Consider the following 16,198-nt stretch of genomic DNA (forward strand, 5'->3'; position numbering starts at 1 on the left):
AGGTTATAATAGACCTGAATTTTATTTAAGTTGGTGATTATTTATGCGTACCAAAAATAGATTAAATCCAATCGAATCAAAATACTTTAGACCCGAGATAACTAATTGTCCAGAATGTGGTAATAAATTAGTATACTGTCACCCTGTTTGGAGAAAAACAATTTCTACCCTAAAAGGTGAATTTAAAATCATAAATCTAGGATACCGATGTGAGAATAACTCCTGTTCTAATGACACCGTATATCGTTCAGCTGAAGCCGAACAATTAAGTATGAAGCACATTACTTATGGAATGGATGTCATCGCCTATATCGGATATTTACGGTTTAAAGAACATAAGACTCGATCTGAGATAGCTACTATCTTATCGGAAAAAGAAGTAAAAATTTCTGAGAGGCAAGTACAGAAACTTTATGAAAGATATGCGTTATTACTGCGGGCAAGCGTTAAAGAAAATATGAAAGAGACATTAGAAAATATTGTGAAAGAACATGGAGGACTTGTCTTATCTATTGATGGTGTCCAACCCGAAAAAGGTAACGAAACATTGTATGTCATCCGTGAAGTTCTTAGTGGTACTATTTTAGCTGCACATAATTTAAAAAGCAGTGCTTCTCAAGAACTGATAAGTATTATTCAACCCATTTTAGACTGGGGTTATCCAATCCAAGGTTTTATCAGTGATGGGCAACAATCCATTCGTTTAGCAATTGAACAAATAGCTCCAGATATTCCGTATCAATATTGTCAGTTTCATTACTTTAAAGACATAGCCAAACCATTAGTTGAAAAAGATAGAAAACTAAAAACGAATATCAAAAAGAAGCTAAGGGGAATAAGGGAAGTTGAAAGAAAAATTGAAAATTCACCATCTAAAAACATAGAAGAAGAGGTAGCAAGTGACTATATTGCGGCTATTCGATCCGTTCTTCTAGAAGATGGTAAGCCACCATTCGAATTACCAGGCGCTTGTGTTTTTGAACGAACGAATGCGATTAAAGATTCGATTGAAAAATGCCTGGATAAAAAAGGGGACTCCTCTACTTGAAAAGTTGTTCAGAATAGTCAGAAATGTGGATAACTATAAGGAAGATTATCAACTCGTAAAACGTTGGGATACACGATTTAAAAGGATTGCCACCATTATGGAACCTTCTGAGAATAAAACAAGTTTTTGGGTCGAAAACAGATTGAAGCAATATTTAAACCAAATGGAAAAAGAGCTCAATCGGAAAGAAGATCAACCGTTTGTAGAGAACCTATTAAAGTATAGTAAAGGATTTTGGAAAGGACTTTTCACCTTTTATGATTATCCACTTATACCGAGAACGAATAATGATTTAGAACTCTTTTTTAGAAGAATAAAGCAAAAACACCGAAGAATCACAGATAGTCGGACTTGGAATCGATATATTTTCCGACACGGTGAAAACATTGTATTTGTAGAAAATGTCTCTAATGAACAGGAAGGGCTACAAATGATAAAAAATGTTAATTATTCAGCATATAAAACTGAAGCGAATAAATGGGAACAACGTATTGGCGAGCATATAAAACAAAGAAGATTCAAAAAAGAACCAAATGAATATTTAAACACTATTGAAGAGAAATGGAAAAGGCACAACTAATTTATTGTGTTGGTTGTGCCGTCTAAGAAAAAAAACAGACTTTGGATTTTCAATTTGTTTTGATAATGTACGATACTTATCAACTATATCCAAAAATTTTATATATATATCCTTCGCTATTTCAGTCGTATTTGTTACTTCACCTACAAATAAAATACATTCTGCCACTTCCGATAATGTCTTTGGATTAGGAACTATAACGTAAGGTATTTTATGTTTTTCCAACTTCTCAATATTTCTTTCCATCCCAGGAACAGAAAGAGAAGTAAGTACTAAATCCGGCTGTAATTCCTCCACTTTCTCAATATCAATATCCAAATCAGTAGCAACTCTCGGTAATGAATCAATCTCTTCTGGCCAATCAGAATAACGGTCTATTCCTACTAGTGAAGAAGTTAATCCTAAATAGCCGACTAATTCCGTATTACTTGGACAAGTTGTGATTAATCTCATAATATTTCCCCCTTATAGAACAAAAAACACCTAACTTGTTCATAGAATGATAGTTCAATTATAATACAGTAAGAATACAATGTTCAGAATCTTCTAAACGGTAAAGGGTTGATACAATGGAGAACTTTTATTTATTTGTTGTAATGTGTATGTTACTAATTATTTTACCTGGTCCAGATTTTGCCGTCGTTACAAAAAATACGTTGACCCTTGGGAAAGCTGGCGGCCTAAAAACAGCAGCAGGTACTTGTTGTGCTCTATTAATTCATACGACTTTTGCCATTTTAGGCCTATCTGCAATCATCGTTAAATCAGCACTATTATTTTCTATCATTAAATATATAGGTGCCATTTATTTAATTTATATTGGGATAAAAGCACTTCTATCATTACGTAAAAGTGAGACAACAGAATCTGAAATCAATAACGTACATCGATTTAGTAATGGATCTTGTTTTAAACAAGGGTTTTTTACAAATATATTAAACCCTAAAGTGGCACTATTTTTCTTAACATTCTTCCCCCAATTCGTTGATTCGGGTAGCACTTTTATTCCTTTTCTCATCATGGGAATCACTTATGCCATTTTAACAGCTATATGGTTTATTCTTTATGTTTATTTAATCCATCAAATTAGTGCCTTTATGAAAAATATACGAACACAAAAAGTCATTGAAGGAGTGACAGGCGCCATTCTAATAGGTTTCGGTTTAAAACTGGCACTTGAGAAGTCTCATTAAGGAAAGGACCCTTGATCATTATATCGAGGGTCTTAATGGTTGTAATGCAGTTGCAGCTTGTAATAATTCTGTTGTATAGAGATGTTTTGCATCTTTTAGTAAATTAGTAGAATAAACTTCTTCAACGATTTCTCCTTGTCGCATAATATAGATTCGATCACAGATCGCCTTTGCAACACTTAAATCATGGGTAATAAACATACAGGAAAAGTTTATTCTTTTCCGTAAGTCCATTAGTAGCTGTAAAATTTGTTTCTGAGTTGTTGCATCTAGTGCAGAGGTACACTCATCACATATGATTAATGATGGGTTTAAACCAATAACCCTTGCAATGACAACTCTTTGTAGCTGGCCTCCACTTAATTCATGGGGGTATCTTCCCATAAATTCTTTATTAAGTCCGACCAACTCTAATAATTCTTCTGCCATTTTAAAAGCTTCTTTTTTATCTGCTAGTTTAAAATTAATGAATGGTTCTATTAAATAATGGCCAATCTTCATTCTTGGGCTAAAGGTTAAAAGGGGATCTTGAAAAATCATTTGCACTTGCTTATAGTACTCTTTTAATTCTTTTTTCTTGAGAGATGTACTATCTTGACCTTGGAACATCATTGTTCCACTCGTTACAGATGTTAAATGCGATATCATTTTAGCAATGGTGCTTTTTCCGCTGCCACTTTCACCTACAATACCGACCCATTCTCCTTTAAGAATATGCATATTTATATTGTTTACTGCTTGAAACTTTTTTCCGCTCCTTTCTTTATACACCTTGGTCACATTTATTAATTCAAGAATCATCTCATCCTTCATACAATAGTTCCTTTCAATTCAGGAATAGAATTTATTAATTCCTTCGTGTAATCCATTGTTGGTTGAGTAATGACTTGATCTTTTCCATTAAACTCTATTACTTCCCCTTTGTTCATGACCATAATTTTATCTGCTAAATATGTAGCGGTACCGATATTATGGGTAATCCATACAATACTCGATTGACATTCATTTTTTACCGCAAGAAATTCTTCCATAATTTGAACTTGGGTTAGTACATCGAGAGCACTGGTTGGTTCATCTGCGAGTATTAATTTCGGTTCCAAACATAATGACATACTGATAGCTACCCGTTGTTTCATTCCTCCGCTTAACTGATGTGGATAGGCGTTTAAAATTCGTTCTGTATCTTGAAGATTCATTTTCAATAACATTTGTTTTGCTTTTTTAATAGCATCTGCCTTTGATATATTTCGGTGGACTCGAATGCTTTCAACAAACTGATTTCCTATTTTCATTAATGGGTTGAAGTAGGAACCTGGATTTTGAAAAATAACTGCAATTTCATTTCCACGAAGGCTTCTCCATTGTTCGTGGGTCAATGTTAATAAATTTTTGCCATTCAAAAGAATTTCACCTTTTTCGATTGTTGCATTCTTCGGAAGTAGATTTATAATCGCTTTTATTAATGTTGATTTTCCACACCCACTTTCACCAACAATAGCAATCACTTCATTGGAGTCGATGCTGAAATTAATATTGTTTATCGCTTTTCTCTCACCATCGTATGTGACAGTGAGAGATTTTACTTCAAGTAATTTGTTCATCTTCAAGCCCCCATTTTCTTGAATTAATTCACCTTTATTCTTTCATCGATATAGTAAAGTTCTGAAATATAACGATACACGCCTTCCACATTCTTTCTCGTTACAACAGTTCCTTCTTGGTAATATAAAAATAATGAAGCTACATCATCCATTAAAATTTTTGCGCCTTCTTTTCCTAGCCTATCTCTTTCGTTTTTATCCAGAGTATTATCTAGTTGCTTAATAATTTGATCTAGCTCGTTATTTGAATAGTTGCCATAGTTACCTGCACTTCCTGTTGTAAAGCTTGCTTCAAAAAAGTATTGGGGATCTGCAGTCGGCGCAGATGTCCATCTTTCCCAAAGCAAATCAAAATCACCGGACTTCGCCATATCTTCATAGTTTTCTACTTGAATTACCTCTAACCCGATTCCTACTTCTTTCAATTGAGACTGCATAGCCGTTCCGATATCTTTCGCATCGCTACCATGATTCGTTCTAGAAACAAATTTTAATACAATATTGTTACCATCTATTTCTCTAATTCCATCGCCATTTGTATCAATAAAACCAGCTTGTTCTAGTAATTCCTTTGCTTTTTCAGGATTATATGGATATGCATCTTCCCCTTTATGTCCAAAACTTAACAACTCATTAAAAGGACCTTTTGCAGGAATACCATTCACAATTTTTGTAGCATACGTTTCTTTATCAATGGCGTAAGATAATGCTTGTCTAAATTCTAGACTTTGCATATAAGGCTTCTCCATATTTATTCGTAGTAAAAATATACGTAAGTTTGGACCTTTTTGAACGTTATATTCCCCATTATTTTCAAATAAAGTTAAATCCTTACCTTCAATCTGTGTTGCAAAGTCAATCTCACCTGATTGTAAAGCCATTGCTCGGGTAGTGGCATCTTGAATATATTTCACATTCACTACATCAACACCAATCTCACCACTCCAATGGTCTTCGTGTTTATGAAGCGTTAACCCAACATCCGGTTGGAAGTCTATCACTTTAAAAGGTCCTGTTGCTATCGGATGATATTTAATACTTTCTGAATCTGCCTCTGTGTCGATAATCGTAAAAACAGGATCTGCTAAATTATTTAATAAAGTGGCAAAAGGTTTTTCTGTTTTAATCGTTAATGTTAAACCATCTGCAACAATAGACTCCACTGGAAATTTCACATCGTCTCGATTGCTGATTTCTAGTGCTCTTTCAATGGATTTCTTCACGTCTTCTGCATCAACAGGAGTACCATTATGAAACTTTACCCCATCCCTAATTTGAAATACTATTGTTCGTTCATCTACTTGTTCCCAAGACTCAGCAACAACAGGGATAAGCTCCATATTCTCATTAAAACGTACTAACGTTTCACCTATACCTAATCGTGATAATGTCCAGCCATTCCATCCTTCTATTGGGTCAATATTTGCGTCCAACCAAAACAGTGCTAAATTTAATATTTTAGTATCTTCATCACCCTTTGTTTGGCTTGAAATCTGTTCATTTTTCTGGCATCCAAATAATACAAGTATCGATAAAATTAGTATCACTATTAGTCTTGCTTTCATCCTTTTAATCTCCTTTTAATTTTGTTTTGGATCTAATACATCTCTTGCTAAATCTCCTAATGTATTAAAAATCACTACTACAATAAAGATTGCTAGTCCAGGGAAAAATAGTAACCATGGAGCAGTTTGCAAATATGCTTTTCCTTCATTCAACATGTTGCCCCATTCTGGTGTAGGTGCTTGAACTCCTAAACCTAAAAATGATAAACCCGCAAGAGCTAACATAATTCCTCCAATATCAATCATGAATTGAACGATTAATGTAGGTGAAATATTCGGAAAGATATAATGAGTTACTATTTTTACTTTTCCGGCCCCTGCCATTTTTGCTGCTTGAATAAATTCATTATTTTTTAATTCCCACACTAACACTCTCGTTAGACGAGCATACTTCGTCCACCAAACAATCGAAAATGCAATGATTGTATTTGTAATACCAGGACCTAATATTCCTACAATGGCAATGGCAAAAACAATATCAGGAAAAGATAGTACGGTATCAGTAATTCGCATAATTAGAGTATCTACCATTCCACCCCACAATCCAGAAATCACACCAATAATAAAGCCCAAAATCGAAACTATAATTAAAAGTGCGCTTGTCATCCCTAGTGAAACGCTAGCACCATATAAAATTCTTGAAAGTATACATCTTCCTACTTGATCTGTTCCAAAAGGATATTCAGCACTCGGGGCTTCTAATATTCGGTCAAAATTCGTTTCCAATGGATCATGAGGTGCAAAAATAGGAGCAATTATGGCAAGTACAACGAACAAAACAGCAATCGTTAAAACGATGTAGAAGTAAATCATTTTTCTCTTTTGTACTTTCACTCTTGCCCCTCCTCCCTAATTTGCACTCTAGGATTAATCCCTTGTGTAACAATATCAACAAGAAAGTTAGCTGCCACATAAATAAAAACCATAAAAATAACATAGGCTTGCAGTAATGGATAATCCCGATAGGTAATTGCTTCAAGCGCCATCGAACCTAGGCCTGGCCAAGCAAAAACACTCTCGACGATAATGGTACCTCCTAATAATGTGGCAACAGTTAATCCAAGTAGCGTAATGATCGCTAATAATGAGTTCGGTAAAACATGTCTTATTAATATTCTGCTTTCTTTCACTCCGCGCGCTCTTGCTCCAACCACATAGTCAGCTGAATACTGTTCTAATATCGCTATCCTTATTTGCCTCGTATATTTACCTATTAAAGGAATGGATAATGTTAAAGCAGGAAGTATCACACTACTTAAAGCAGTTGGTTCAGTAATCTTAAACCAATTTAATTTCACAATAAAATAGTAAATCAGTATAAGCCCTAACCAGAAGGATGGTATCGATATCCCCATTAAAGAAATAAGACGGATTACAATATCAATCCATTTATTTTGATAAATTGCCGATACAATCCCTAAAACAAGTGAAACAATTACTAAAAACGACAAGGAAACAATTGCTAGTTTCACTGTCATAATAATTCTTTGACCTAAAATTTCAGTTACTGGCCCTTTTGTAGAAAATGAATAGCCAAAATCACCGGTTAATAAATTGAAAAGCCATTTACCGTATTGAATGATAAATGGATCATTTAAACCCATTTCTTCTCTCGCTTTTTCTAGCATTTCTTCCGTAGGTATTACATCACGGGATGTCAGCATCAATTCAGCTGGGTCACCTGGAGATAAATAAGTAAGTCCAAACGTAATGAAAGAAGTTAAGAGCATGACGATCAGAAGTTGTATAAATCTTTTAATTATATAATTTATCATCGTATCACGTCCGTTTTGCGCCTTGTTTTCATAAGAAATACGGTATTTATAAGCTTATTGACATAAAAAATTAAAAACACACTTCTACCAAGGCTAAATAAGATGAAAGCAAACCATAATCCAGAGTTCCCATAAATAGGAACTATTGTGTAATAGACTATTAAAAATAATATCAACGCTACAACCATTGAGTTTCTAATTGGTCCGGTATATATACATCCCGTAGAAACCCCATAATATACAAGCCCAATACCAATAACAAACGGGAGTATTATGAGCTTGGCTAGTCGCTATCACAACTTGTAAAGGGGGACAATATCGGATTCTTTAAAAAGATTAATATGATTCACTTTTTTAAACTCTACTATTTTATTCACACTTTGCTTCCTAAATACTAAATAAAAACCAAGAATAAAAGTTTCCTTACAAAATTTATTACCTTTTTGCAAGTCGTTACAGATATTTTTTCCAAATAAAAAAACCCTTCCTTTACCGGAAGAGTTTGTAGAAAAATCGGCTATCATAATTAATTTCATTAACGTACATAAAATTTACATAGTATACGCGTCTCAGCCGTTTCTACATCTCACCCCCCGGAGAATTGAAACTATAGATGTATAGGCAGGTCTCCTGACTTGTGCTTCATCCTACTTTGAACCTTCCCATATATGCACCGAGTTAGCGTCATATACAGTGGTCTTCTCATTTCGTCTGCACTTACAGTTGCGGGGACAGTCTTGGATTTTCACCAAGTTCCCTATTAAGTCGATAATCGACACCTATCTATCTAACGATTCATTATTAAATTATCTTAATAATAAAACATACGTCTATATTTATCAAGAGTATATTCACTATAACTGGAAATCATATAGAGGGGACAAACAGTTATGCACTTTGTCTTCCCCAAACACGGTTAATCCAGTTTTCGAATACTCCAACTGCTTTATCTAAAAATAGACCTGCTACGCCAATAAAGACAATGCCCGCCATAACCAAATCCAATCTCATAGAATTCCTGGCATCAACAATTAAATAGCCTAATCCTGATCGGGCTCCTATCATTTCACCAGACACTAAGAAAATCCATGCTGTTCCTACAGCAATATGGAGCCCATTTGCTATATACGGGAAAATCGCTGGGAAAATAATTTTTCTTAAAAGTTCAAATCTCTTTATTTCAAAGTTTTGCGCTACTTTTAAATAAGTTTGGTCAACTTTTCTAACAGCCCCAACAGTAGACAATAGCACTGGGAAAAAGGCTGCAATAAATATAATTACAATTGCTGGTATATTCCCAATTCCAAACCAAAGGACGATAAAAGGTGACCATGCAATCGGTGAAACCGGTCGTAATACTTGAACAATAGGATCAATAACTCCCCACAATAACGGGATTCTTCCAAGAATAAGTCCTAATCCAATGGCGACAATAACTGCAGAAAGGTAACCAGTGATGAAACGCAATAAACTTACTTGCAAATGAACAAATAATGTACCATCGAGAATTAAGGAAACAATCCCTTTCCACACTAACAATGGAGGTGGAAATAAAGCTGCCTCATAATTTCCAACAACGATAATCAATTGCCATATAGTGATTAATATAACAAAGCCGATAATTGCATTTCGTAAATAATTAATCTTCTTCATACTATCACTTCACTTTTTCAATGAAGGAATTATCAACGAAATCTTCATATGATGGAGGATTTTCTAACAATTCCATCTCTTTTAGATTGTTTGCTAATTCCTCGTAATCTTCTTTATTTATTTTTAATTGATCGTAAGCAATCCATTCTAAAGACAAGTTCAGCACATTTTCATCTACGTTCATATAATTTAAAAGCATTTCCTGTACATGTTCATCTTTTTGTTCAGCAAAATAGCCTGCTTGAACGTAATAATTTACAAATTCCTCTGCAATCTCTCTATCATTTTCTATGAAATCACTACGTAGAATTAAGGCACAGTCAATGGAGTTTTTCCATAGCTCTTTATCTTTATAGAGTACCTTACCTTTATCCATTGAAACTGCTACTGCGCCAAAAGGCTCCGCTACAACATATCCCGCAATTCTTCCTTCTGAAAGGGCAGCTGGCATTTCAGCTGGTGGTAATTCGATTGGGATTACATCTTCATATTCTAATCCGTTTTGTTTTAACATCTGATAGAGAAGTACATTTTGAGTTGAAAATTTATGTGGTATAGCAAAATTTTCACCCTTTAAATCTTTAACACTATCAATTTCAGGTGATGTAACTAAAACATTTCCATCCCGATGCCCTAACGCAATCGCTTTTAAGTCAATGCCTTGTTCTTTCGCCTTCATTGCAAGAGTGATTAGCATTGATGCACCATCGATACGTCCTGTATTAAGCGCATCGGAAAGCTCTGTCCAAGAACCAAACTTAATTAATTCTAAATTAAATTTCTCATACTCTTCCAATTCCTTTTCAATAAATAGTGGCACTGCATGAGTAATTGGTATATATCCAATTTTTATTGTTGGCTTCTCATCATTTTTATTTGATTCACCATCCGCACTGTTATTGCATGCGTATAGTGTTAGCAGGAGGACAACAACTATAAAAGTTAATAAACCCTTTTTAAATACGTTCACCATTATCCCTCATCCATTCTAAATTTTGTCAGCTTATTTCCATTGTAAAAAATTAGATATTGAACTCTAATAATGTTTCCGGTCTATTAAAATGGAATTCTTTAAAAATGATATTTCGGTAATACTGGAAATCACCATCACTTCGGTCACGAGGTTTAGTAAGTTCAATTTTGATTTCCTTGTGAATTCGTCCAGGATTCGGATGCATAATAAAAATTCTGTCCGATAAATATATAGCTTCATCAATATCGTGCGTTACAAGAATCATCGTTGTCTTTTCTTGAGACTGTATTCGCAGAAGTTCATTTTGTAAATGATATCGATTAAAAGTATCTAAAGCAGCAAACGGTTCATCCATCAATATTAATTCGGGCTGAATCGCAAGTGCTCTAGCAATTCCTACTCTCTGCTGCATTCCACCGGATAGTTCATGAGGAAACATATCTTCCTTACCTTTTAGACCAACTAAATCAATATAGTGCATTGCTTTTTCTGTTCTCAGCTTGGCGTTTGATATTGTTTTTTCAAGGCCTAGCTCCACATTTTTTAAGACTGAACGCCATGGTAAGAGTCCATAATTTTGGAACAGCATAATACATTTTTGACTTGGCACATTTACTTTTGTGCCATCTAGTAATACTTCTCCACTAGTGGTCTGTTCGAATCCACCGATAATATTTAACAATGTGCTTTTTCCACATCCACTTTCCCCTAAAATTGAAATAATTTCTCCTTTTCCTACGTTGAATGATATATCATTTAACACTTTCACTTCTTGATCTTTATTTTTAAAACTTTTACTCACTTGAAGAACTTGAATCATTGCTTGTTCCTTTTGAACTACCACTCTCACCACCCCTTTTTAAATTCATATATCCTTATAAGATTACTTAGTTTTAATTAATTTTAAGTTATTTTATTATACTTTGTCATTTTATTCAACTACCATTTGAAAATTTTTCTAGAAGTTATAAATGTTGTGGAACGAAAGATAATTTCTAAGAAAATTAAAAAGCTGACTTAATGGATGGAGACAATAAGTCCAAACATCCATTTGTCAGCTTTTGAAATGAATTTTACTTATAAAGATTCATCTACAGGAACAACAACAATATTTTTTACTCGCTCTCCAGTCTTTTTTGAGTAGTAAGCAATATCTACATCATCGCCTGTTTCTTCATCAACAATTTTTTTATAACATTTTTTTAAATTATTACTACCCCAAATGATCAATGCATTAAATACATGCTCTAACTCTTTTCCACTTTCCGTTAACTGATAACAGTAGCGAGGTGGGTGCTCAGAATATAATTCTGTTTTAACTATTCCTTCTTGTTCTAAATATTTTAATCTCTCTGATAAAAGATTCGAGGAGATACCATTTAAAGCCTTTTTAATTTCATTAAATAGTGTATGTCCACAATAAATTTCATGAACGATTAATAATGTCCAACGATCTCCAATGATATTTAAAGATTGTGCTATATTACAAGGAATATCGTAACGTGTTTTCGTTTTCATATTTGTAAATACCTCCACTTTTTTATCTTAACATAAATATAATTTTCATTACAAAGTTGTTTTTTTTGAACTTAGTATAATAATATAACCCTATAAATTAAAATTTAATCAAAGTGAGGGGTTTAAAAATGGGATTATTTTTAATCGAATCATCATTAAAAGGAATCGTCTCTACTAAAGAGGAATTAAATCAAAAAGTAGATGCATTACAATGTTTTTGGCAAGTAGAAAATGTATGAAATGGCAATTAAAAATGCATACATACACTTGCCAAATTCCATGGTTAACGTTGAGAGATTGAGTCTTTGTATCGGTGACTTTCACCATTGAAGATGATTAAATGAGAATGATGAATCAGCCGATCAATGACGGCCTCTGTTAAAATGGGATCGCCAAAGACATTATTCCATTGGCTAAATGGTAAATTGGTTGTCACAATGATGCTTTTGGTTTCATAACACATGGAAATAACTTGAAATAATAACTCTGCCCCCTGTTTATGCAATGGAATATAGCCCAATTCATCAAGAATCAAGAGATCCAACTTTTCGATTTGATTGAGAAATTTACCAAGTTCACCTTTTTCATTGGCCTCCAATAAAGCATTGACAATGGAGGCGGCCGTATAGAACTTCACTCTTTTTCCTTGTTTTTTCATCAAATTGAGGGCGATGAGAGTGGAAAGGAATGTTTTACCGGTTCCCACTCCGCCATAGAAGATAAGGTTTTCCTGATTTTTCGTAAACTCACCTTCTAAAATATAATCTTTTGTGATGCCTGGGGCTAGTTGAATCTCCCGCCAATCATAAGGTTTATTTGGAATTTTCGGCAATGTCGCCTGTTTTAGTAGTAAATTTATCCTTCTCTCATCTCGATGCTGCACTTCTCGTTCAAACAGCTTCAGTAAAAATTCCTCATTTGTTTCCGCATGGATGGTATGGTAATTGGCTGGAATCCAGCTTAATTTTAGTCTTTTGGCATATTCCTTAATCATTTGTTCCATGATGCCACATCTCCTTGGGATTCGAATAGGCGGTCATAATGCCTTACTCCTCGGATGGCTTCCGGCATATCTGGAACGTGTTTTTTCGGTTGAATTGGCTCTCGTATACCTCTTCCATTGATTAATTGATAAAATACCTGTTTAATCGATTCTACTTTCGGATGACCATACTGGGAGGCAATCCTCAAAGCCTGTGTCGAAACTTCGAAATCATGTTCTTTTAGTAAAACAGCTAGTAGTTGTAATGCTTCCTTCTTTTCTTGAACGGTACAATTGGAAAAATAATTTTTCCATTCTTCCGGCATCTTTTCATAGAAATCCGTATATTTTAATGCATTTGGCCTTTTGGCCATTAACGTAAGATATGGTTGCCATTTCATTGATTTTTGTTTTGTGCCATATAAACGCTCGTGCTTGATAATCAGCTCATGCTCTTCTGTTAAAATGGCAATCTCATGATAAGAGATCTTTGCCAAAACCTTTTGTTTGGCAAAACGGGGAGACGTGGAATATAAATTGTTTTCTAAATGGATGAAACCGTACTTATCAGCCGTGACCTGCTCATATCGGACACATTCAAATTCTTTGGCTGGCAATTGAAGAAATAACGCTTGTTCTTCTTCAAATAATTCAGCGATGAGTCGCTCCTTCTCATAATGCGGACGATTCCAGTCCTTCTCACATTTTTCCCATAAAGATTCATTAAAACTTTCTAGTTGATAGATTGTTTGTTCAGGTAAAAAGAAATTGTTTCGAATATATTTCACCTTTGATTCGACATTCCCTTTTTCATTTCCGCTGGCTGGGTTGCAGAACTCGCATTCAAAGCCATAATGTAAAACGAATCGTTGAAATGTCTCTGTCAATTCTCTTTCTCCGTTTGGCAAGATCGTTTTTACTGCAGGGGAGAGATTATCAAAACGAATGACCCTTGGAACCCTTCCCATATAGTGAAAGATTCGTTTTAATCCTTCCAAGAAACATTCTTGATTTTGAGCTGGCATGACTTGCACATAGGCCGCATTACTGTAAGGGAATGAAACGACCAGGTAAGGAAAATCGACGTATTTCCCCTGATAGAGAAAAGGAGCTTCTCCAAAATCAACTTGAGCCGTTGCAGGTTTCGATTCTAAAGGTAACGCAGCTGGTTCACTTTGTTCGAGCAGTTCTTGTTTTCTTTTTGATACATAGAGCCGAACAGAACGATCTGAACCTGTAAATCCATATTCTTCTTTTAAGATTTCATACATTCGTTTCGCAGTTCTTCGATATTTTTTCTTCTTTGTCAAGTCCTCTTTAATCCATTGATCCAATATCGGTTTCACTGGATCCATCACTTTCGCTTTTCTCGTTTGTTTAACTTTTGAGGGACTGAAGTCTTCCATTTCCGCATACTTCTTCACTGTTCTTGGATCACGATTCATTCTTTTGGCAATATCGGAATAGGAACATCCTTTTTGGTTTGCTTCATATCTGATATAATGAATTTCAGCCACTGCTAACATCTCCTTGAATACCTCCCGTTGAACTGTTTTGTCCAACTAGGAGGGTAGTGTATTTGGGGAATGTTGGCAAGTGGTTTTTTGTTTTATAGGACCTGCATAAATTAATTGCCAAACGTTACATTTTTAGTTTGCCATAAACATGTATTCAAATAAAAATTGTGGTTATTGTGTAAAACAGAAAGAATTCTTAGAAAACCATCATATTCCTTTTATCGAAAAAGATATTTCAGAAAAGAAATACTATGATGAATTAATGAATTTGGGCGGCATTGGAACACCCTTTACTGTAATTAATAATAATGAAAAAACGGAAATTGTAGCTGGCTTTGATCAATCGAAATTAACTGAATTACTTTTGAAGTAGTCCATAATCGAGTAGGAGGGAGCGATTAACTCCCGTCCTCTCACACCACCGTACGTACGGTTCCGTATACGGCGGTTCAATTAAGATAATTGACGCAAGTCTTTATAACTTCCGTGAATAGCTGTTCTCTTTATGCCAGTGGTCACTCCACCCTCCAAGAGGTCTCCCACGGAATTCACCGCTTCCTTCCTCAAGTGAGGTACTACGTTTTCTGTGTTCATCATGACTCACAGAATGCCAAGGGCTATTCTCTCTTCATTGTTCGGCCCTTCTTAGTAGTTCTAAACCAACTAATACGATGACCTCTGCTGACTTCTGACGGTTCAGCTACCTATCGCTAAGTAGGTTATGAAGCGTACTTCACCTATCCGCCAGACCTCCCCGGGTAAGTACATGCACTTTCACACCATCGATCCGCCTCATCTACTCGATATGACCTTCGACAGAAAGAGCTTTGTTTTGTTAGGCAAACTCACTCAATCATACCTAGCCTTATATGAGGTTCGTGTTCCTCGGACCGGTGTTTTGCCTCCAGCTTCCTTCAGATTCCGTGTCACCACGGACACCCTTTCGTTGAGCTAACCTCTACTTCTGTCTTCGGGGTTCGGGACTTACACCCTATAGTTCATGTACATGCCGGGCACACCAAAGGGGGCGTCTCAAAATGACTTTTCAGACGCCCCCTTACTTATTAGAAATTAGCTTGAAGGAATCACTTTATTTGAACATCCTTTTTAGTAAAACAAAGTTAACCTTCATCAAATCATAAATTTTCTTTAGCAGATATTTTACAAGCTATAAAAACGAATAAAACACTAAGAATCACTAATAATGCTCTGTTTAACAAATAATAAGCAGGAGATATTGTGTAATAATAGTTTGAAGAATGGACACCTAATGAAAACCACTTAAACATCCTCGCTGAAGATAAAAAATCAAGCAATAAATAACTACCTACAACAAATAAAGCAGCATAACAATTTTTTGTTAACGTAATGAGGAATAGTAGAAGCGAAGTTAAAAATAGAATATTAGGTACAAATCTTAAACTTAAAACGATACTTAGTAAATCTAAAAAAGAAACAAATCGATAATAGAAGGTAGCCGTTATAAAATTGCTTAAAGAACAAATGAACACAAAATAACCCCATCTAAACAACATATTGTAATTAAATCTAGAAGCATTAAAGTAAATAATTAATTCATAGCGATTATTTATATAATCTTTTAGAAAAGCAAAAAAAACAAAGAAAACAGATATCATTGGAAAAGTATAATCATATAAATTATCGAATCCGTACAACGAATAACCAGCTCGTATTGAGCTCAAGTAGTCTGTAGGGGCAGGTGAAAAAATTCCTATAACTAAAAATAATAAAGTAATATATAAAACACCTTTTCCTAATGTATGATTATAATC

Annotated in this window: 17 protein-coding genes and 1 riboswitch; of the genes, 4 read left to right on the forward strand and 13 right to left on the reverse strand. The window is 34.7% G+C overall.

The annotated features are described in order from the left end of the window. Positions 1-43 precede the first annotated feature (43 nt). Together NST98_RS07655 and NST98_RS07660 are read left to right on the forward strand one after the other, a co-directional pair. Entirely contained in the window at positions 44-1,048 is a 1,005-nt protein-coding gene (locus NST98_RS07655; RefSeq protein WP_340714818.1) for a transposase, read from the forward strand. A gap of 25 nt (positions 1,049-1,073) precedes the next feature. Next, on the forward strand, positions 1,074-1,628 hold the full coding sequence (locus NST98_RS07660) for a hypothetical protein (RefSeq protein ID WP_340714819.1): 555 nt from the start codon (positions 1,074-1,076) through the stop codon (positions 1,626-1,628). On the opposite strand, the gene NST98_RS07665 is transcribed toward NST98_RS07660, so the two are convergent. Then, the gene (locus tag NST98_RS07665; protein ID WP_340714820.1) at positions 1,590-2,081 is read right to left on the reverse strand and encodes an ABC transporter substrate-binding protein; all 492 of its coding nucleotides are present in this window, start codon (positions 2,079-2,081) and stop codon (positions 1,590-1,592) included. The genes NST98_RS07660 and NST98_RS07665 overlap by 39 nt on opposite strands. A 116-nt stretch (positions 2,082-2,197) precedes the next feature. Here NST98_RS07665 and NST98_RS07670 point away from each other — a divergent pair, with 116 nt between their 5' ends. Beyond that, the gene (locus NST98_RS07670) at positions 2,198-2,821 is read left to right on the forward strand and encodes a LysE family translocator (RefSeq protein ID WP_340714821.1); all 624 of its coding nucleotides are present in this window, start codon (positions 2,198-2,200) and stop codon (positions 2,819-2,821) included. An 18-nt stretch (positions 2,822-2,839) separates the two neighbouring features. Here the strand turns inward: NST98_RS07670 and NST98_RS07675 are convergent, their stop codons facing one another. From NST98_RS07675 to istA, 11 genes are all read right to left on the reverse strand, one after another. Then, on the reverse strand, positions 2,840-3,622 hold the full coding sequence (locus NST98_RS07675) for an ABC transporter ATP-binding protein (RefSeq protein ID WP_340714822.1): 783 nt from the start codon (positions 3,620-3,622) through the stop codon (positions 2,840-2,842). A gap of 8 nt (positions 3,623-3,630) precedes the next feature. Further along, the gene (locus tag NST98_RS07680) at positions 3,631-4,422 is read right to left on the reverse strand and encodes an ABC transporter ATP-binding protein (protein WP_340714823.1); all 792 of its coding nucleotides are present in this window, start codon (positions 4,420-4,422) and stop codon (positions 3,631-3,633) included. A gap of 23 nt (positions 4,423-4,445) precedes the next feature. Continuing rightward, the gene (locus tag NST98_RS07685; RefSeq protein WP_340714824.1) at positions 4,446-5,987 is read right to left on the reverse strand and encodes an ABC transporter substrate-binding protein; all 1,542 of its coding nucleotides are present in this window, start codon (positions 5,985-5,987) and stop codon (positions 4,446-4,448) included. A 15-nt stretch (positions 5,988-6,002) separates the two neighbouring features. After that, on the reverse strand, positions 6,003-6,821 hold the full coding sequence (nikC, locus tag NST98_RS07690; protein WP_340714825.1) for a nickel transporter permease: 819 nt from the start codon (positions 6,819-6,821) through the stop codon (positions 6,003-6,005). Further along, on the reverse strand, positions 6,818-7,762 hold the full coding sequence (nikB, locus tag NST98_RS07695; RefSeq protein ID WP_340714826.1) for a nickel ABC transporter permease: 945 nt from the start codon (positions 7,760-7,762) through the stop codon (positions 6,818-6,820). Before nikB ends, nikC begins: the two co-directional genes overlap by 4 nt. Before the next feature lie 603 nt (positions 7,763-8,365). Next, a riboswitch (cobalamin riboswitch) is annotated at positions 8,366-8,560 on the reverse strand. 90 nt (positions 8,561-8,650) lie between these two features. Beyond that, complete coding sequence (locus tag NST98_RS07700) at positions 8,651-9,415, reverse strand: ABC transporter permease (protein ID WP_340714827.1); 765 nt, start codon at positions 9,413-9,415, stop codon at positions 8,651-8,653. A gap of 4 nt (positions 9,416-9,419) precedes the next feature. Next, positions 9,420-10,388: an ABC transporter substrate-binding protein gene (locus tag NST98_RS07705; RefSeq protein WP_340714828.1), complete on the reverse strand. Its 969-nt coding sequence runs from the start codon at positions 10,386-10,388 to the stop codon at positions 9,420-9,422. A 49-nt stretch (positions 10,389-10,437) separates the two neighbouring features. Then, positions 10,438-11,208, reverse strand: coding sequence for an ABC transporter ATP-binding protein (locus NST98_RS07710; RefSeq protein ID WP_340715699.1), 771 nt, complete (start codon positions 11,206-11,208; stop codon positions 10,438-10,440). A gap of 257 nt (positions 11,209-11,465) precedes the next feature. Continuing rightward, complete coding sequence (locus NST98_RS07715; RefSeq protein ID WP_340714829.1) at positions 11,466-11,906, reverse strand: winged helix-turn-helix transcriptional regulator; 441 nt, start codon at positions 11,904-11,906, stop codon at positions 11,466-11,468. Between the two features lie 283 nt (positions 11,907-12,189). After that, complete coding sequence (gene istB / locus NST98_RS07720) at positions 12,190-12,909, reverse strand: IS21-like element helper ATPase IstB (protein WP_340714830.1); 720 nt, start codon at positions 12,907-12,909, stop codon at positions 12,190-12,192. Continuing rightward, on the reverse strand, positions 12,897-14,414 hold the full coding sequence (istA, locus tag NST98_RS07725) for an IS21 family transposase (RefSeq protein WP_340714831.1): 1,518 nt from the start codon (positions 14,412-14,414) through the stop codon (positions 12,897-12,899). Before istA ends, istB begins: the two co-directional genes overlap by 13 nt. A gap of 139 nt (positions 14,415-14,553) precedes the next feature. On the opposite strand from istA, the gene NST98_RS07730 reads away from it, so the two are divergent. Next, positions 14,554-14,778 carry a glutaredoxin family protein gene (locus NST98_RS07730; RefSeq protein ID WP_340714832.1) on the forward strand — a complete coding sequence of 75 codons (225 nt, stop codon included), beginning with the start codon at positions 14,554-14,556 and terminating at the stop codon, positions 14,776-14,778. Between the two features lie 80 nt (positions 14,779-14,858). Here NST98_RS07730 and NST98_RS07735 read toward each other — a convergent pair whose 3' ends face one another. Next, positions 14,859-15,002: a hypothetical protein gene (locus NST98_RS07735; RefSeq protein ID WP_340714833.1), complete on the reverse strand. Its 144-nt coding sequence runs from the start codon at positions 15,000-15,002 to the stop codon at positions 14,859-14,861. Positions 15,003-16,198 lie beyond the last annotated feature (1,196 nt).

It is taken from the genome of Ureibacillus sp. FSL W8-0352 (genome assembly GCF_038004345.1).
GTDB classification, from domain to species: domain Bacteria; phylum Bacillota; class Bacilli; order Bacillales_A; family Planococcaceae; genus Ureibacillus; species Ureibacillus thermosphaericus.